Genomic DNA, 17496 nt, shown 5'->3' with positions numbered 1-17496 from the left:
CGCAGCCAGGCCTGCTTAGCAGGCTCGGCAGAGAGGTCCTTAGACAAAGGCAACAGCCAGGCGGCTGCGGCGGCTCAGCGCTCGCGCAGCTCGCCTGCGTGCAGTTCCAGCGTGCGATCCATGCGTGCCGCGAGTCGCGAGTCATGCGTCACGAGCACGAAGCTGGTGCCGATCTCGCGATTCAACTCGAGCATCAACTCGTAGACATGCGCCGCGTTGGCTTCGTCGAGATTGCCCGTGGGCTCGTCGCCGAGCACGCACGCGGGGCGCGTGACCAGTGCGCGTGCCACGGCACAACGCTGGCGTTCGCCGCCGGACATCTCCGCAGGCCGATGCCGCAGGCGAGCGCCAAGGCCGACGCGTTCGAGCAACGCCGTCGCGTCCTTCTGCGCCTGCGCGATGGACACGCCGCGAATGAGCAGCGGCATGCAGACGTTCTCCAGCGCGGTGAACTCGGGAAGCAGATGGTGGAACTGGTAGATGAAACCGAGCGACCGGTTGCGCTCGCGGCCACGCTCGGCATCCGAAAGCTCGGACAGCACGCGGCCGTTCACTTCGACCTTGCCACCGCTGAGCGTGTCGAGGCCGCCGATGATGTGCAGCAGCGTGGACTTGCCGGAGCCGGAGGCGCCGACGATGGCGAGTGTCTCGCCACGACGCAGCGCAAAGTTCACGTTGGAGAGAACCCCGGTACGCAGGTCGCCCTCTTCGTAGACCTTGGCGACGCCAGTGGCGCGCAGGACGATGTCGTCATTGGGCTTATTCATAGCGGAGCGCCTGAGCAGGCTGCGTGCGCGAGGCGCGCCAGGCCGGATAAAGCGTGGCCAGCAGGGAGAAGGCAAAGGTCACCAGCACCACCCAGCCCACGTCGGACCAGAGCAACTGGCTCGGCAATTCGCTGATGTAGTAGACGTCCGGCGACAGGAACGTCTGGCCGGTGACGTGCTCGATCCACTTCACGATCGCCGGCAGGTTGAGCGACAGCAGCGCGCCGAGAAGCACGCCGAAACCGATACCGACGATACCCACGAGCACGCCCTGCACCATGAACATGCCCATGATGCTGCGCGGCGTGGAACCCAGGGTGCGCAAGATCGCGATGTCGGCCTGCTTGTCGGTCACCAGCATCATCAGCATGGAAATAAGGTTGATGACTGCCACGAGGATGATCAGCGAAAGGATGATGAACATCACCTTCTTCTCCATGTCGATCGCACGGAAGAAGTTGGCGTGGGTATCCATCCAGGTTTCGATGCGATAGGTCTGACCGAGCTTGTTCGCCAGATCCTGCGCCACCGGCCACGCTTCACGCATGTCGTCCAGCTTCAAGCGAATGCCGGTAGGACCGTCGAAACCATTCAGGCGCTCGGCGTCCTGCATGGAAATGAGCGCGAGGTTGGCGTCGTATTCCTGCATGCCAAGCTCGAAGATGCCGCTGACGGTGAAGCTGCGCAGCTTGGGCACGGCGCCCATCGGCGTGGCGGTGAACTGCGGCACGACCACGGTCACCTTGTCGCCGACCTGCACGCCCAGCGTCACGGCAAGCTCGCGACCGAGCACGATCTTCCAGCTACGGTCGGTCAGATCGCTCATCTTGCCCTCGACCATGTGCTGATCGATGTCCGACACGTTCGGCTCCATCGAAGGCACGATGCCGCGGATCAGCGCACCGCTGGGTCGCCGGGCCTGCAGAAACGCCTGGATCTCCACGTACGGCGCGGCGCCACGCACGTGCTTGGTCGCCTCCGCCGTCTTCACGGCCGCCTGCCAGTTCTGCACGGTTTCGTCGATGCCGGACACCGTGACGTGCGACACCGCCCCGAGAATGCGATTGCGCAGCTCGCTGTCGAAGCCGTTCATCACCGACATCACCGTGATGAGTGCGGTGACGCTGATCCCGATGCAGATGATCGAGACGGTTGAAATGAAGGAAATGAACTGATTGCGGCGCTTCGCGCGCGTGTAGCGCAGTCCGATGAAGAGCTCTAGGGGTCTGAACATACCTGTCGACAACAGCCTTTGATGAGGGGGCCCGCCACGAAAGGCATGCGCCGCGCGGCAGAGTGCCCGATGCGGACAGCGGGGGCAAGCCGACCGGGCCGCTGCGAGTTACGAGGCTCAGCCACCGGACAGACTACGCGCCTTCGCGCCTCGCCCGCGAGTCGGCCGCTTTCGTGGCTGGCGTGCCTACGCTGCGGGCCGTATGCAGGCGCGCCCGGAGGCGCCTAAGCTCGTCTGCGGGCGCGTTGTCCGCCAATAGCGCCACGTGAACTGCACCGCCTAGCCAACGCAGGTGAAGGAACACGGCACCCGCAACGATCCGCGAATCGCGCAACTCCGCCGTCGTACCGGAGCCATCGGCGAGCGTCACATGCCATACGTCGGCGGCGGACCAGCTCAAGGCCACCACGGCCGGACGATGAAACGCCCGGAGACGCCACGCACCGACGCCCGCTATGACGAGCGCAAGGCCAAGACGAGAGGACCAGGGCAAGCCGGCGAACAGCGGTGCGGCGGTCGCGAGGACCACCACGACCACCGCCAGCAGGATCAGTGTTGGCGAGGGACGAACGTCAAAGCTGATGGCGTGCGCGGATGTCATCGATGATGGCCTGCCAGTCGTCGCGCGGGGCGCGGGCATGGCCCATTACCCAATCCCAAAGATCGGGATCCTGCACGTCGAGCAGTTCATCGAAAGCCAGTCGTGTCGCTTCATCGGCGTCGGCGAAGCGCTCATCCAGCCAGCCACCGAACAGGCGATCGAGCTCACGCGTTCCCCGGCGGGTACGCCAGCGCAGGCGCTTGAGGCGGGCTTCATCCATCGTAGGAAGGCTCAATGGTCATTGTAGGAGCCGCCATGGCGGCGAGGGATTCGTGCGAAACCGTCGCATGAATGCTCTCGCCGCCATGGCGGCTCCTACAACGCGATGCTGTGGACCGTCAGGCCGAGCGGCGCTGCACGATCAGCTTCTTGATCTCCGCGATCGCCTTCGCCGGGTTGAGACCCTTCGGGCAGGTGCGCGCGCAGTTCATGATCGTGTGGCAGCGATACAGCTTGAACGGGTCTTCGAGGTCGTCGAGGCGATTGCCCGTGTCCTCGTCGCGGCTGTCCACGATCCAGCGATAGGCCTGCAGGAGGATGGCCGGACCGAGGTAGCGGTCGCCGTTCCACCAGTAGCTCGGGCAGGACGTAGAACAGCAGGCGCAGAGGATGCACTCGTAGAGACCGTCGAGCTTCTTGCGGTCTTCCGGCGACTGCAGGCGCTCCTTGTCGGCCGGCGCCGGGCTCTGCGTGCGCATCCACGGCTTGATCGACGCGAACTGCGCGTAGAAGTGCGTGAGGTCGGGCACGAGATCCTTGACCACCGGCATGTGCGGCAACGGATAGATGTTGACCGTGCCACTGCCGCAGTCCTCGATGGCCTTCGTACATGCCAGCGTGTTCGTGCCGTCGATGTTCATCGCGCACGAACCGCAGATGCCTTCGCGACAGGAACGACGCAGCGAAAGCGTCGAGTCGATTTCGTTCTTGATCTTCAGCAGGGCGTCGAGAACCATCGGCCCGCACGTATCGAGGTCGACCTCGTAGGTGTCGGTACGCGGGTTCTGGCCGTCATCCGGCGTCCAGCGGTAGACCTTGAAGGTGCGCACATTCTTCGCGCCCTTCGCCGGGAAATGCTTGCCGGCCTGGATCTTGGAATTCTTGGGTAGCGTGAACTCTGCCACGATTGCCTCTCCGGTCCGGTATCAGTAAACGCGCTTCTTCGGCGGCACCACTTCGACGTCGTTCGTCAAGGTGTACATGTGCACCGGGCGGAAGTCGAAACGGGATTTTCCTGCCTCGTCGACCCAGACCAGCGTGTGCTTCTGCCAGTCGTGGTCGTCGCGGTCCGGGAAGTCCTCGCGAGCGTGGGCACCGCGGCTCTCCGGGCGCTGCTCGGCAGAATGCATGGTCGCCACGGCCTGCGCGAGCAGGTTCGAGAGTTCAAGGGTCTCGATGAGGTCGGAGTTCCAGACCAGCGAGCGATCGCTCACCTTCACGTCCTGGAACTTGGTGAAGACCTCGGAGATCTTCTGCGAGCCTTCCTTCAGCGTCTCGCCCGTGCGGAACACGGCGGCGTCCGACTGCATGGTCTTCTGCATGTCGGCGCGGATCTGCGCGGTCGGCGTGCCGCCATCGGCGTAACGCAGCGCGTCGAAACGGCCGAGGGCCTTGTCCAGCGCATTGGCAGGCAGATCGCGGTGCGGCGTGCCCGGCTTGATCAGCTCGGCACAGCGGTGCGCGACGGCACGACCGAACACCACCAGGTCGAGCAACGAGTTGGAGCCGAGGCGGTTCGCGCCGTGGACCGACACGCACGCTGCCTCACCGATGGCGAACAGGCCCGGGACGACCGAGTCCGGGTTGTCGTCGCGCTTGGTGACGACTTCGCCGTGGTAGTTGGTCGGGATGCCGCCCATGTTGTAGTGGACCGTCGGCAGGACCGGGATCGGCTCCTTGGTGACGTCGACACCCGCGAAGATGCGCGCGGACTCGGCGATACCCGGCAGGCGCTCGTGGATGACCTCGGGACCGAGGTGCATCAGGTTCAGGTGGATGTGGTCCTTGTTGGGGCCCACGCCGCGGCCTTCGCGGATCTCGATGGTCATGGCGCGGCTGACCACGTCACGCGACGCGAGATCCTTCGCATTCGGCGCGTAGCGCTCCATGAAGCGCTCGCCATCGGAGTTGGTGAGGTAACCACCCTCGCCGCGGACGCCCTCGGTGATGAGGCAGCCGGCGCCGTAGATGCCGGTCGGATGGAACTGCACGAATTCCATATCCTGCAACGGCAGGCCGGCGCGCAGGACCATGCCGCCGCCGTCGCCCGTGCAGGTGTGCGCGGAAGTGGCGCTGAAGTAGGCGCGGCCGTAGCCGCCGGTCGCCATCACCACGGCGTGGCCGCGGAACAGATGCAACGTGCCTTCGTTCATGTCCAGCGCGAGCACACCCACGCAGACGCCGTCCTCGAACACGAGGTCGATGGCGAAGTATTCGATGAAGAAGGTGGCGTCGTGCGCAAGCGCCTGCTGGTAGAGCGTGTGCAGGATCGCATGGCCCGTACGGTCGGCCGCAGCGCAGGTACGCTGCGCGGTGCCCTGACCGTAGTGCGTGGTCATGCCACCGAACGGACGCTGATAGATCTTGCCTTCCTCGGTACGCGAGAACGGCACGCCGTAGTGTTCCAGCTCGATGATCGCGGGAATGGCCTCGCGGCACATGTACTCGATCGCGTCTTGGTCACCGAGCCAGTCGGAGCCCTTGATCGTGTCGTAGAAGTGGAAACGCCAATCGTCTTCGCCCATGTTGCCGAGCGCGGCGGAAATGCCGCCCTGCGCCGCCACCGTGTGCGAGCGGGTCGGGAAGACCTTGGTGATGCACGCGGCCTTGAGGCCCTTCTCGGCAAGGCCGAAGGTGGCGCGGAGACCCGCACCGCCCGCACCGACCACGATCACGTCGTACTTGTGTTGTTGAACCTTGTAGGCTTCCATCGATCAGCTTCCGAGCGCGATGCGCAGCACGGCCAGTACGCCCGCAAGCGCGGCGAGTACGGCGATGAACTTGATGAGCACCAGCGAGGCCACTTCGAGCCAGCGGGTGTGGACGTAGTCTTCGATCACCACCTGCATGCCGAGCACGGCATGGCGGAACATCGTGACGATGAGCGCGATGAGCAGCACGGCGTTCCAGGGCTGCGCGAGCGTGGCGCGCGCCGTGGCGTAGTCCGCGTGGGTCAGCCGCAGGATCGTGGCGACAAACCAGACGGTAAGGAACACGAGGGCGAGCGCCGTGATGCGCTGAAGCATCCAGTGGCTGACGCCTTCCTTCGCCGAACCCAGGCCGCGTGCGCGGGCCAGCGGATTGCGCAGATCCTTGCTCATGCGTGACCTCCAGCGAGCACGTAGGCCCAGACGGCGACGGTGAGCACGATCGCGACGATGATCGATGCCCAGCTCGAACGCACGAAGGATTGGATCGCGTAGCCCTTGCCCGTGTCCTGCACCAGGTGGCGAATGCCGTTGGCGAGGTGATAGAAGAAGGCGAGGGTCCAGCCCACCAGGACGATCATGCCCAAGGGACTGCCGGCACAATCGGTGAAGGTCGCGAAGGCCTCCGGACCGGCGGCGAGGGCGGCGAGACCCCAGACGAGAAGAAGGCTACCGACGGCGAGAATGATGCCGGTGGCACGGTGCAGGATGGAGGTCACCATCTGCACTTGCCACTTGTAGACCTGGATATGCGGAGAGAGCGGTCGTCCCGTTTGTGCCATGGCGGCTATCCTGGATTGGAATCGCTGGTGCCCGACAGTCTCCCCTCGCCTTCCGGTGTTCAGAAGTCGATGCAGCGTCCGTTCTTTTCCCAATCGCCGTAACGCGTGGGGTCCAATGGCGCTTTCTCGACCCCTGGCTCGCCATTCGTGGGGACGATTGGCGGGACGAGCGGTTTCGCCGGAGCGGAATCGTTCGTGTCCTGGGGTTCGGAGGGATTGTCGGACATGGTTATAAAGCCCTAAAAGCGTAATACCTGTGCCACGGCAGCACAACCTTGACGAAAGCCGCCAGCCTTGGTTTGGCCTTGGCCCGGCCGTATATCTTACGCTTCCGCCCCGCCCTGCGCTCCCCACATGCCGAGCAAAACCACTCGCACCATCACCCTTTCCGGCGCCGACGCCATCGCCTTTACCCACGCCCAGCTCAGCAGCGACGTGCTCGCCCTCGCGACCGGGCACTGGCAGTGGAGCGCCTGGCTCGATCCCAAGGGTCGGGTACGCGTGTTCCTGCAAGTCGCCCGCCTGGCTGATGACAGGCTCGTGCTCGTGCCACGCGGCGGCGATGCCGAAGCCATAGCCGCCGACCTCAAGCGCTTCGTGTTCCGCGCGAAAGTCGAAGTGAGCGTATCCGACACGCTTCATGTTGCCGACGGCGATGGTGTAACCGACGGCGAAGCCAGCGAAGCGCACGGTGTGCTGACGTTGGGCGAAGGTGATGCGTCGCTTCGCATCGGCGCTCATGCGGGCGACGATGCATGGATCGCGCGACACATCGCGAGAGGCTTTCCGTGGTTGCCCGACGCTGCGCTGAATGCCTTGCTTCCGCCCGCACTGTCGATGGAACGACTCGGCGCTGTGGCCTTTGCGAAAGGATGTTTCCCCGGACAAGAGATTGCCGCGCGCCTGCATTTTCTCGGTGGGCACAAGCGTCACCTTCGTATCGCGCGCAGCGACGATGCGTGGAGAGAAGGTGAAACCATACGCATCGACGGCAGAGATATCGGCATCATATTGATGCACGAACCATCGCCTGATACGCCTACAACGCTTGTCGTACTCGACGATGCTTTCGTTCAGGCGGAGACTCTTGATTCACACGGAAAGCGGCTTCATGTTCTTTCGACATTCGCCGAGTGATTGTGCGTTCGCAGCGAAACGATTGTGCATTTGCCGCAAGAAAATGTTCTCGCATGTGTGTGAGTCAAAGCTGAACCAAGAGGCCCGCGCACTTGCGAATTTCGTGACGCGCCACTAGGCTCCGCCGATCGAATTTGGTGGCCGTGCTGTGTCTGCATGGTTACACCCGCGACGATCCGTCGACGATGACGGTTCTGGCGCGACCCGGCCCCCGCCGGAGATCAACGTAACGCGCATCCCCGAACCTGCGCGTCGCAAACCGATGGAGCCGCAACGATGCCGCTCTTCTTCGGTATACCCGATACCGGGCGACTCCGGACAGTCGCTCAGTAAGTCACAGTGTGTGACGCCCGCTTCATCCGTGTCCTTTTGTCTATCGGATGTCGTCGGTTGGTCCAGGTAGTAACGGCCTGCCCGCCCGTCTACCGCTCATACGTCCCCCATGGCTCTTCCAAGGCCGCAAGTGACGGAAAAGCTCGTTGGAGGCAGATACACATGAAACTTTCCGCTTTGCTCTGGATGGCGTCCGTCCTCCCGAGCCACCTCGCCGACCAGACGTGCCTGGCGACGACGGTTTACCTCGAAGCACGTAGCGAACCCACCATAGGCCAGTACGCCGTGGCGGAGGTTGCCCTCCGACGTCGCGATCGCGGCATGGGCGGCAACAACGTCTGCGAAGTCGTCAAGGCGCCGCGACAGTTTGCGATCACCACTACCCCGAAGGATTTTGAGGTCAACGATCTAGTTGCATGGACGAAGGCGTGGAAGATCGCCGGCGACTCCATCAACAACTGGAGCCTGCCGAAGAGCGAACGCCTGGTTTACGTGCCGCAGGCAGATCATTTCGCCACTGTTGCCGTCGCGCCGAGCTGGTCCAGCAGCCGCGTCGTTCGCAAGATTGGCGACCACGCGTTCTACGCCGTCAACTGATGCGCGCTACAACTTGCGGGGAAAAGAGATCCGAGCGGGCAGCTTGGGATCTCCGGGAAAAGGGGCCCTCAGACGAGGGTCTTTTTTTGCCTGAAATTCCCGCATGACCGGGCACCTAAAAACAAAACCCGCCTCACGGCGGGTTTTGTTTTGGACGTCCAGACGTCTAAACGATCAACGGCGGTAGACGTGATCTCCGCGCACCTCGACATAGTCGCCGCGACGAAGCTGCGGGTCGTCGCGCTGGGTAACGGTCGCCCAGCGCCCGTCATCGAGACGGATGCGGACGCGGAACGCTACGTCTTCGGAACCGTTGCGCTTGCCCACCTGGTTGCCGACGAGGCCACCCACCACGGCACCGCCAACGGTGGCCGCCGAGCGACCGTCGCCCTTGCCGATCGTATTGCCGAGCACGCCGCCTGCTACCGCACCGATCACGGCGCCGAGGGGCGAGGAATCCCTTTCCGTGTAGATCTGCTCGACGTCGTCGACGACGCCGCACTGCTCACACCCACGTGGTGCGCCGGAATAGACGACGCGATCCTCGCGATACACGCGGCGCGGCTGTTCGTAGCACGCGGTCAACGACAGCGTGGCGACGGCGGCGGCGACGAGCCCCGATTTACGGACGATGCTATGCATGGCTTGCGCCCTCTCCAATGGTGGGGATCAACGAGCGTCGGATACGACCGATACGCCTTCCTGCACCTCGACGCGGTCACCCGGGTCGTGGTCCATGCGGATCGAACGGGTCACACCCTTGTATTCGTAGCGCACGTCGTAGGCGACGATCTTGTCGCCACCGCCACCCTGCACGGTGGTGCACTTACGCACGGTGCTGCTCACGGTATTCGTTTCCTGGCGCCGCTCCTGGATCTCGTGGCCGGCGTAACCGCCACCGACTGCACCCGCCACCGTGGCTAGCGTACGACCCTTGCCACCGCCGATCTGGTTACCGAGCAGACCGCCGGCCACCGCGCCGATGGCGGTACCCGCGATCTGGTGCTCGTCCTTGACCGGCGCCCGGCGCGTGACGACTTCGTCATGGCATTCCTGGCGCGGCGCGCTGGCGGCCTCGCGGACCGGCTCCACGCTCACGACGCGCGCATAGATCGGACCCGCGGGTTCCGAGGCCTGGGCGGCCGCTCCGGGGCCATTGGCGCTCGCGTCGGCGTTCGCATCACGGTTGCAGGCGGAAAGGCCAAGCACCAGCGCCATGCCCAAACCAGCGTTCAGGACAGTAATCTTCAACCTGCTCATACCCTAATCTCCAGATGTAATTCAGCGACCCGATGGCGCCAGGGCCCCATCACCCGGTAGTCGCCGCGAGCACATTTGACAGTCGTTAAACTGAACCACGCCTTAGACTGTCGCTTACATTCATCCGGGCATCACACCGACATGTTGGACCTTGTAGACAGCCACGCGCACTTGGACGATCGCGCCTTTGACGACGACCGGGAGGCGATGTTTTCCCGCGCGACCGAGGCGGGGATCAGGCGCTGGATCGTGCCGGCCATCGCGCGGGACAACTGGTCCAAGGTCGAACGCCTGAGCAAGACCCGTGCTGGGGTCCATCCCGCGTACGGCCTGCATCCGCTCTTCCTGGCACAGCATGCGGATACGCACCTCGACGAGCTACCGGACTGGCTCCAGGATCATGGCGCGGTCGCCGTGGGCGAGATCGGCCTGGATTTCTACGTTCCCGATCTCGACCCCGAGCGCCAGCGAGAACTCTTCGTGCGCCAGTTGCATATCGCCCGCGATCACCAGCTCCCCGTGATCGTGCATGCGCGGCGCGCCTTCGAGGAAACCATCCATACGCTGCGCCGCGTCGGTGGCCTGCGCGGCGTAGTCCACAGTTTCTCCGGCAGCGAGGAACAGGCCCGGCAATTGTTCGATCTGGGTTTCCATATCGGCATTGGCGGCCCGGTGACCTATGACCGCGCACATCGCATCCATCGCGTGATATCGACCATGCCATTGGAGTGGCTGCTGCTGGAAACGGACGCCCCGGACCAACCCTGTGCACAGCACCGCGGCCAACGCAACGAACCCGCGTTCATGCGCGATGTGCTGGACACCGTGGCCTCGCTGCGCGGCATGTCCATCGGCGACGTGGCGGCCGCAACGACAGCGAATGCCGTCGCCCTCTTCGGTCTCGGCCACCCCACCGCCTAGGTAAACCGGTTGCACGCGTCAGGGAACCCTTGCTAGCCTAATAGTTCACCAGCGAACTATTAGCCAGCGAAATGTCCTCTCTCAAACCATGCGTCGATGCCCTTTACGAAGGCATCGGGCGGGTAACCAAGCGCATCCCTGCCATGCCGAAGTCGGAGGTGTGCCTCGTGCGCCTGCTGATGCTGACGGCCGGGGCGCTGCTGCGTGCCTTCGAGAGCAAGCTCAAGCCGCATGGCCTGAACGACAGCGACTTCCGCACGCTGATGATGCTCTACAGCAGCGAGGACGGCAGTGCCACGCCGGGCGAACTGTGCGTGCTTGCCGAGCAGAAGCCCACGAACATGACGCGCATCGCGAACGTGCTCGCCAAACGCGGCCTCATTTCACGCTCGCACGCCACGCACGATCGCCGTCAGGTGCTGATGACGATTACGCCGGAGGGCCGCCGCTTCGTCACCAAGCTGCTGCCCCCCATGTTTCCGCCGCTGGTGGATTCCTTTGCCTGCTTCAGCACCGCCGAGCGAAAGACCTTCGAGCGCCTGCTGAAGAAGCTCGCCCTGCACATCGACCCCGCGGTCGACACGGACGCCTCTCCATGACCCCTACCCCGCTCCGCCCAGCGCTTCTGGCATGCGCGATGGCCATCAGCCTCGCAGCCTGCCACGTGCCTGCGAAGATCGACCGCCCTGCGCTGCGCGACGACGCGCCCCTCGCCGGTATCGACGCCGGCTCCCGCGCCGGCTGGCCCGCCGCGGAATGGTGGCGCGCCTACGGCGACCCGCAGCTCGACTCCCTCATGGCGCTGGCGCTGCGCGGTGCGCCTGATCTCGCCCAGGCGCGTACGCGAGTGGAGTCCGCCGAGCAGAACATCCGCGTCGCTGCCGCACAGGCCGGCCTGCGGGTCGACGGCAGCGCGCAGGTCGAGCGTCAGCGCATGAGCGAACACGGGCTCATCCCGTCGCAGTTCCTCGGCTTCACCTGGTACAACCAGGCCGATCTCGGCATCCAGGTGCGCTACGACTTCGACTGGTGGGGCAAGAAGCGCTACACCATCGAGTCGGCCATCGACAGCGCCCGCGCTGCGGAGGCGGAGCGTTCGGCCGCCTCGCTCAACATCCAGGCCATGGTCGCCGACACCTACTTCGGCTGGCTTGCCGACCAGGCGCGTGCGCAACTTGCCGATCGCCTCATCGCAGCGCGTGAACGCGCCCTGCGCATCGCCGAGTTGCGCGTCAAGCAGGGCGTGGATCTGCCGGATACCGTGCAGCAGGCGCGTGCCGATCTCGCGGGCGCGCGTCAGCAGCAGGTCGCGCTGCGCGGCTCCGCTGAGATCCGCCGCGCATCGCTCGCCACGCTCGTGGGCGTCTCGCCTGCCGAACTGCCGACGCTCACGCCGCGGCCATTGCCCGACGTCACGCCGGGACTGCCGACCGACGCGGGCACCGACCTGATGGCACGCCGCCCCGACATCGCCGCCAGCCGCTGGCAGGTCGAAGCCGCCTTGCGGCAGACCGATGCGGCGCGCGCGCAGTTCTTCCCCGACGTGAGCCTCAGCGCCATGGCCGGACTCTCCAGCATCGACATGGACAAGGTGTTCTCCACCGACAGCCGCGTGTTCTCACTGGCACCCGCGATCCATCTGCCGATCTTCGAAGGTGGCGCGCTGGAAGCGAACCATGGCGTGAGCCGCGCACAGCTTTCCGCCGCGGTAGCCCAGTACAACGCCACCGTGGCATCCGCCGCGCGCGACGTCGCCACGCAGGCGCTCGGCGCCAAACAGCTCGCCGATCGTCGCGCGCAGCAGACCGTGCAGGTCGATTCCGTGCAGACCATGCTCGCCGCGGCCCGCGCCCGTGCCGCCCGCGGCGTCCGCGATGATCGCGAGTCGCTGGCCACCGAAGCCGCACTCATCCAGCAACAGGACATGGACGCCGAGCTGCATGGCCAGGCCCTGTCCACCGACGTTTCCCTCATCAAGGCGCTCGGCGGCGGTTACCGCGCCGAGCCCGTCGCATCCTCATCCACGCCTCGCACGAACGGAGCCACGAGCCCATGAGCGCCACCCCCAACGACACGCCGCGCGCCCAGGACGACAGCGGCAATGCGCCCAAGGATCCACGCAAGCGCAAGCGCGCCCTGCTGATCGCGCTGCTGGTCTTCGTGGTCGCCGCGGCCGCGTGGTTCCTGCTCTGGCTGTTCGTTTTCTCCACGCGGGAAACCACGGACGACGCGTATGTCGGTGGCAACCAGGTGGGCATTTCCGCGCAGGTACCCGGCATCGTTGTCGGCGTCTATGCAGACGACACGCAGCGTGTGACCGCCGGCCAGGTGCTCGTGCGGCTCGATCCCACCGATGCCGACGTCGCCCTGCGCAAGGCCAGTAGCGCGCTTGCCCAGGCAGTGCGCCAGGTCCGCCAGCAGACCCAGTCTGCCGCCAGTGCGGATGCGGAGCTCATCGCGCGTCGCCAGGATCTCAAGCGAGCCCAGGACGACTTGAAGCGCCGCCTGCCGCTGCTCGCCGAGAAAGCTGTGGCGCCCGAGGAAGTGCAGCATGCGCGCGATGCGGTCACCAGCGCGCAGTCCGCGTTGGATGCAGCGCAACGACAGGCCGACGCAGCTCGTGCGCTGGTCGATGGAAGCGATGTCGAAACGAATCCCGCTGTGGAACAGGCGCGCGCGAACTTCCGTCAGGCATGGGTCGCCTCGCAGCGCAATGCGATCGTCGCGCCCATCGACGGCTACGTCGCGCAGCGCGGCGTGCAGGTCGGCAACAGCGTGCAACCCGGCCAACAACTCATGACCGTGGTACCACTGCATGACCTCTGGGTCGATGCCAACTTCAAGGAAAGCCAGCTTCGCCATGTGCGCATCGGGCAACCCGCGAAGATCGAGGCGGACATCTACGGCGGCGGCGTCGAATACCACGGCAAGGTGATGGGTCTCGGCGCAGGCACCGGCAGCGCGTTTTCGCTGCTGCCTGCGCAGAACGCGACCGGCAACTGGATCAAGGTGGTCCAGCGCGTGCCGGTGCGTATCGCGCTCGATCCCAACGACCTCGACAAGCATCCCCTGCGCATCGGCCTGTCCACCGCCGTGACCGTCGACATCACCGACGACAAGGGCGATGTGCTCGCCCGCCAGCCGTCCACCGTGCCCGTGGCGCAGACCCGCGTCTATGACGACGTGGCCGCCAAGGCCGATGCCGCGGCCGACGTCATTGTGCGCGCCAACCTCGGAGCCGGCGTGCCTTGAGCGACGACGCCGCCCTTTCCGACGCCCCTGCCGAGAACGGCCCCAAGCCGCTGAGCGGCGGGCCCCTGGTCCTGCTGACGATCGCCGTCGCGTTCTCCACCTTCATGGAGATCCTCGACATGACCATCGTCAACGTCGCGGTACCGCACATCGCCGGCAGCCTGGGCGTGAGCTCGAGCGAAGGCACCTGGGCGATCAGCTCTTACGCGCTGGCGAGCGCGATCATGCAGCCGCTCACGGGGTGGCTGGCGAAGCGTTTCGGCGAGGTCCGCACCTTCTGCGTGTCGGTCGGCCTGTTCGTCGCGTTCTCGATGCTGTGCGGACTCGCCACCAACATGCCCATGCTGGTGATCTTCCGCCTGATGCAAGGCGCCGGCTCGGGACCGATGGTGGCGTTGTCGCTCTCACTGCTTTTGGCGAGCTATCCCAAGACCAAGCAAGGCATTGCATTGGCGATGTGGGCGATGACGGTCGTGGTCGCGCCGATCTTCGGTCCCATCCTCGGCGGCTATCTCACGGACAATTTCTCGTGGCCGTGGATCTTCTACATCAACGTGCCGGTGGGTGCGGCCGCCGGTATCGTGACCTGGGCCATCCTGCGTCGCCGCGAGACGAAGATCTCCCGTGCGCCGATCGACAGCGTAGGTCTCGTGTTGCTGGTGCTTGGCGTCGGCAGCCTGCAGTTCATGCTCGACAACGGCAACGACCACGACTGGTTCGCCTCGCCGATGATTCTCACCCTCGGCCTCATCGCCCTGGTCGCACTCGTGTTCCTGGTGATCTGGGAACTCACCGCGAAACATCCGGTGGTGGATCTGTCGCTGTTCGGACGGCGCAATTTCGCCGTCGGTGTCACGGCGTTGTCGCTGGGCATGCTGGCCTTCTTCGGCATCAACGTGGTCTTCCCCCTGTGGCTGCAGACCACACTGGGCTACACGGCGACGTGGGCGGGCCTCGCGACCGCGCCGGTCGGCATCCTCGCCTTCGTGGTGTCACCCTTCATCGGCGCGAACATCCAGCGGCTCGAATTGCGCGCGGTGGTGACGTTCGCCTTCATGGTCTTCGCGTTCACGTCGTTCTGGTTCGCCGGATTCAACAGCGGTGCGTCGTACGCGACGCTGGTGTTGCCGCGTTTCATCATGGGCATCGCCATCGCCTGCTTCTTCATCCCGCTCAACCAGATCTTCCTGTCGGGGCTCAATCCCGACCAGATCGCCGGTGCCTCGGGCCTCGCCAACTTCTGCCGCACCCTGGCGTCGAGCGTTTCCACGGCCATTACCGTCACCCTGTGGCAGCACCGTACCGATTCGCACCACGCCTCGCTCACGGAATACGTGACGCAGGCGTCGCCGTCGACCACGGCCTTCACACAGAAACTCACCTCGATGGGCATCCCCGGCAAGCCTGGCCTCGCCGTGGTGGATCAGCTGGTCACGCGCGAAGCGGCGACTCTGGCGGTGAACGACGTCTTCTGGGGCTGTGCGCTGCTGTTCCTGGCACTGATTCCGATCCTCTGGCTGGCGAAGCCTCCCTTCGGGAACGCGGGCGGTGCGGCGGCGCATTAAATCCGGGGCTGACCTAAATCGATCCAAAGCCGATATGTGAAATGGAAAACGATTACAGCCATGGACGGCAACTGGTGCGGCGCAATACCTCGTGGTAGCTTTCGCCGCATGGCACAAACCCTACGCATCATTAAGAAGTATCCGAACCGTCGTCTGTATGACACGGAGATTTCGAGCTACATCACGCTGGAGGAAGTCCGCCAGCTGGTCCTCGACGGGGAAACTTTCGAGGTTCGCGACGCCAAGTCCGGCGAGGACCTGACCCGTTCCGTGCTGCTGCAGATCATTGCGGAGCACGAGGAACACGGCCAGCCGATGCTCTCGCCCCAGCTGCTGTCCCACATCATTCGCTTCTACGGCGATTCGTTGCAGGGCTTCATGGGCCCGTATCTGGAACGCAGCCTGCAGGTCTTCCTCGACCAGCAGCAGCAATTCCGCAACCAGTTGAACAGCCTGATGGGTCAGACCCCCTGGTCCATGCTCAACGAGATGACCGAGCGCAACCTCGACGTGTGGAAGTCGATGCAGCGCGGTTTTCTCGATGCCGCCACGGCCAAGCCGGCCGAACCGGTCCGGCCTGCCCCGCGCACGGGCAAGAAGGCCGGCTGAGGTATAGCCGCCCGGGGCTTGCCCCCGGCGGCGCTGCGGCGCACGATGCGCTGCCCCGCAATATCCTGCCTTCCGGATGAGTGATCCGATGCCTCGCAACGACATCGCCGTGGTCGGCGCCGGACTGGTCGGCGCCCTGATTGCCACCTTGCTCATCCAGCGCGGTTTCCGCGTCACCGTCTATGAAAAGCGCCCCGATCCGCGGCAAGCGGGATTCCACGGCGGCCGCTCGATCAACCTCGCCCTCGCCGAACGCGGCCTGCACGCCTTGCGCGCCACGGGTCTCGCCGACCGCGTGCTCGAACAGGCCGTGATGATGCGCGGGCGGATGGTGCACGACCCGGCCGGCCACAGCGGTCTGCAGCGCTACGGCGTGGACGACTCCGAGGTGATCTGGTCGGTGTCGCGCGGCGGCCTCAATGCGCTGATGCTGGACGCCGCCGAAGCAGCGGGCGCCACGGTCCATTTCGATCAAAGCCTCATCGGCGCCGACTTCGACAAGGGCACGTTGACGCTGCGCGATGTCCATGGCGAGGAACGTCGCGTGGAAGCGCCCGTGGTCATCGGCGCCGACGGCGCGGGTTCCGCCCTGCGCGCGGCGATGCATCTGTATTCGCCACTGGGCGAGCGCGTGGAGGAACTTGGCCACGGCTACAAGGAACTCGAGATCCCGCCGGGGTCCGATCCATCCGCGCCGTTCGCCATCGAACGCCATGCCCTGCACATCTGGCCGCGCGGTCACTACATGTGCATCGCGCTGCCCAATCGCGAGGGCAGCTTCACCGTCACGCTGTTCCTGCCGAACGATGGCGAGCATCCGAGCTTCCGCAGTATTGCCGGGGCCGGCGCAGCCGAAGCGTTCTTCCGGACGGAATTCCCGGACGCCCTGGCGCTGATGCCGGATTTCGCCGCCGATTGGGCGGCCCATCCGGTCGGAACGCTCGGCACGCTCTATCTCGATCGCTGGCATATCGATGGCCGTGCCCTGCTGATCGGCGACGCCGCGCATGCAATGGTGCCTTTCCATGGACAAGGCATGAACTGCGGTTTCGAAGATGCCGCGGAGCTTGCCGAGCTGTTCGCGGCGCAGCCCGACGACAGCGCCGCCGTGTTCGCCGAATTCGAGGCGCGACGGAAGCCCAACGCCGACGCCATCGCGCAGATGGCGCTGGAAAACTACGTGGAAATGCGCGACTCGGTGGCCGATCCGCATTACCTGCGCAAGCGCGAGCTGGGTGCGCTGCTGGCAGAGCGCTCGCCCACGCATTACCTGCCCCGCTACCGCATGGTCACCTTCACCCACCTCCCCTACGCATACGCGCTGGAACGCGGCAGAGCGCAGGACATGCTGGTGGAACAGCTGTTGAAGGGGCACACCTCGGTCGCCAGCGTGGACCTCGACGCCGCCGTACGCACGCTCGAAGCGACCCTGCCGCCCTTGCCAAAGCCGCTGTAACGGCGAGAGGAACCGAAGCAAGGTGGGAGCCCCGTGGCGATGGAGACTTGCCTCA

20 protein-coding genes are annotated in these 17496 nt (G+C 65.1%); 9 read left to right on the top strand and 11 right to left on the bottom strand.

The features are described 5' to 3' along the window. Positions 1-74: 74 nt before the first annotated feature. From lolD to IM816_RS07725, 9 genes are all read right to left on the bottom strand, one after another. Complete coding sequence (gene lolD / locus IM816_RS07765) at positions 75-767, bottom strand: lipoprotein-releasing ABC transporter ATP-binding protein LolD (RefSeq protein ID WP_250340434.1); 693 nt, start codon at positions 765-767, stop codon at positions 75-77. After that, entirely contained in the window at positions 760-2001 is a 1242-nt protein-coding gene (locus tag IM816_RS07760) for a lipoprotein-releasing ABC transporter permease subunit (RefSeq protein ID WP_072320751.1), read from the bottom strand. Before IM816_RS07760 ends, lolD begins: the two co-directional genes overlap by 8 nt. A gap of 133 nt (positions 2002-2134) precedes the next feature. Next, entirely contained in the window at positions 2135-2602 is a 468-nt protein-coding gene (locus tag IM816_RS07755; RefSeq protein WP_250340433.1) for a hypothetical protein, read from the bottom strand. Then, a complete protein-coding gene (locus IM816_RS07750) occupies positions 2574-2822 on the bottom strand; it encodes an FAD assembly factor SdhE (protein ID WP_072320749.1) in 249 nt (82 codons plus the stop codon). Before IM816_RS07750 ends, IM816_RS07755 begins: the two co-directional genes overlap by 29 nt. A gap of 118 nt (positions 2823-2940) precedes the next feature. Further along, positions 2941-3726, bottom strand: coding sequence for a succinate dehydrogenase iron-sulfur subunit (locus IM816_RS07745; RefSeq protein ID WP_072320748.1), 786 nt, complete (start codon positions 3724-3726; stop codon positions 2941-2943). Positions 3727-3747: 21 nt separating this feature from the next. Continuing rightward, positions 3748-5532 (bottom strand): succinate dehydrogenase flavoprotein subunit, encoded by a 1785-nt coding sequence (gene sdhA / locus IM816_RS07740; protein ID WP_250340432.1) that lies wholly within the window; start codon positions 5530-5532, stop codon positions 3748-3750. A gap of 3 nt (positions 5533-5535) precedes the next feature. After that, a complete protein-coding gene (sdhD, locus tag IM816_RS07735; protein WP_250340431.1) occupies positions 5536-5922 on the bottom strand; it encodes a succinate dehydrogenase, hydrophobic membrane anchor protein in 387 nt (128 codons plus the stop codon). After that, positions 5919-6311, bottom strand: a complete 393-nt coding sequence (sdhC, locus tag IM816_RS07730; protein WP_072320745.1) for a succinate dehydrogenase, cytochrome b556 subunit — start codon at positions 6309-6311, stop codon at positions 5919-5921. Before sdhC ends, sdhD begins: the two co-directional genes overlap by 4 nt. 59 nt (positions 6312-6370) lie before the next feature. Next, positions 6371-6538 carry a DUF1674 domain-containing protein gene (locus IM816_RS07725; protein WP_072320744.1) on the bottom strand — a complete coding sequence of 56 codons (168 nt, stop codon included), beginning with the start codon at positions 6536-6538 and terminating at the stop codon, positions 6371-6373. A gap of 208 nt (positions 6539-6746) precedes the next feature. Between IM816_RS07725 and ygfZ the strand changes: the two genes are divergently transcribed. Continuing rightward, positions 6747-7448 (top strand): CAF17-like 4Fe-4S cluster assembly/insertion protein YgfZ, encoded by a 702-nt coding sequence (ygfZ, locus tag IM816_RS07720; RefSeq protein ID WP_250340430.1) that lies wholly within the window; start codon positions 6747-6749, stop codon positions 7446-7448. Positions 7449-7943: 495 nt separating this feature from the next. Further along, the gene (locus tag IM816_RS07715; protein ID WP_072320742.1) at positions 7944-8378 is read left to right on the top strand and encodes a cell wall hydrolase; all 435 of its coding nucleotides are present in this window, start codon (positions 7944-7946) and stop codon (positions 8376-8378) included. Between the two features lie 174 nt (positions 8379-8552). Here IM816_RS07715 and IM816_RS18740 read toward each other — a convergent pair whose 3' ends face one another. Both IM816_RS18740 and IM816_RS07705 read right to left on the bottom strand, forming a co-directional pair. After that, complete coding sequence (locus tag IM816_RS18740) at positions 8553-9020, bottom strand: outer membrane lipoprotein (RefSeq protein ID WP_305884078.1); 468 nt, start codon at positions 9018-9020, stop codon at positions 8553-8555. A 27-nt stretch (positions 9021-9047) separates the two neighbouring features. After that, positions 9048-9638 (bottom strand): glycine zipper 2TM domain-containing protein, encoded by a 591-nt coding sequence (locus IM816_RS07705; RefSeq protein WP_250340429.1) that lies wholly within the window; start codon positions 9636-9638, stop codon positions 9048-9050. A gap of 141 nt (positions 9639-9779) precedes the next feature. Between IM816_RS07705 and IM816_RS07700 the strand changes: the two genes are divergently transcribed. From IM816_RS07700 to IM816_RS07670, 7 genes are all read left to right on the top strand, one after another. Next, the gene (locus tag IM816_RS07700; protein ID WP_250340428.1) at positions 9780-10559 is read left to right on the top strand and encodes a TatD family hydrolase; all 780 of its coding nucleotides are present in this window, start codon (positions 9780-9782) and stop codon (positions 10557-10559) included. 71 nt (positions 10560-10630) lie between these two features. After that, positions 10631-11158: a MarR family winged helix-turn-helix transcriptional regulator gene (locus IM816_RS07695; RefSeq protein ID WP_250340427.1), complete on the top strand. Its 528-nt coding sequence runs from the start codon at positions 10631-10633 to the stop codon at positions 11156-11158. Between the two features lie 38 nt (positions 11159-11196). Beyond that, positions 11197-12615 (top strand): efflux transporter outer membrane subunit, encoded by a 1419-nt coding sequence (locus IM816_RS07690; RefSeq protein ID WP_250340426.1) that lies wholly within the window; start codon positions 11197-11199, stop codon positions 12613-12615. After that, positions 12612-13811, top strand: a complete 1200-nt coding sequence (locus IM816_RS07685; protein ID WP_250340425.1) for an HlyD/EmrA/EmrK family protein — start codon at positions 12612-12614, stop codon at positions 13809-13811. The genes IM816_RS07690 and IM816_RS07685 overlap by 4 nt, the downstream gene beginning before the upstream one ends. Next, positions 13808-15376, top strand: coding sequence for a DHA2 family efflux MFS transporter permease subunit (locus IM816_RS07680; RefSeq protein WP_250340424.1), 1569 nt, complete (start codon positions 13808-13810; stop codon positions 15374-15376). The genes IM816_RS07685 and IM816_RS07680 overlap by 4 nt, the downstream gene beginning before the upstream one ends. Positions 15377-15484: 108 nt before the next feature. Continuing rightward, the gene (gene phaR, locus IM816_RS07675; RefSeq protein WP_072322177.1) at positions 15485-15985 is read left to right on the top strand and encodes a polyhydroxyalkanoate synthesis repressor PhaR; all 501 of its coding nucleotides are present in this window, start codon (positions 15485-15487) and stop codon (positions 15983-15985) included. An 88-nt stretch (positions 15986-16073) separates the two neighbouring features. Continuing rightward, positions 16074-17441: an FAD-dependent oxidoreductase gene (locus IM816_RS07670; RefSeq protein ID WP_250340423.1), complete on the top strand. Its 1368-nt coding sequence runs from the start codon at positions 16074-16076 to the stop codon at positions 17439-17441. Positions 17442-17496 lie beyond the last annotated feature (55 nt).

This window comes from Luteibacter flocculans (genome assembly GCF_023612255.1).
Lineage (GTDB): Bacteria > Pseudomonadota > Gammaproteobacteria > Xanthomonadales > Rhodanobacteraceae > Luteibacter > Luteibacter flocculans.
This window is presented reverse-complemented; position numbering and strand designations above follow the sequence as displayed.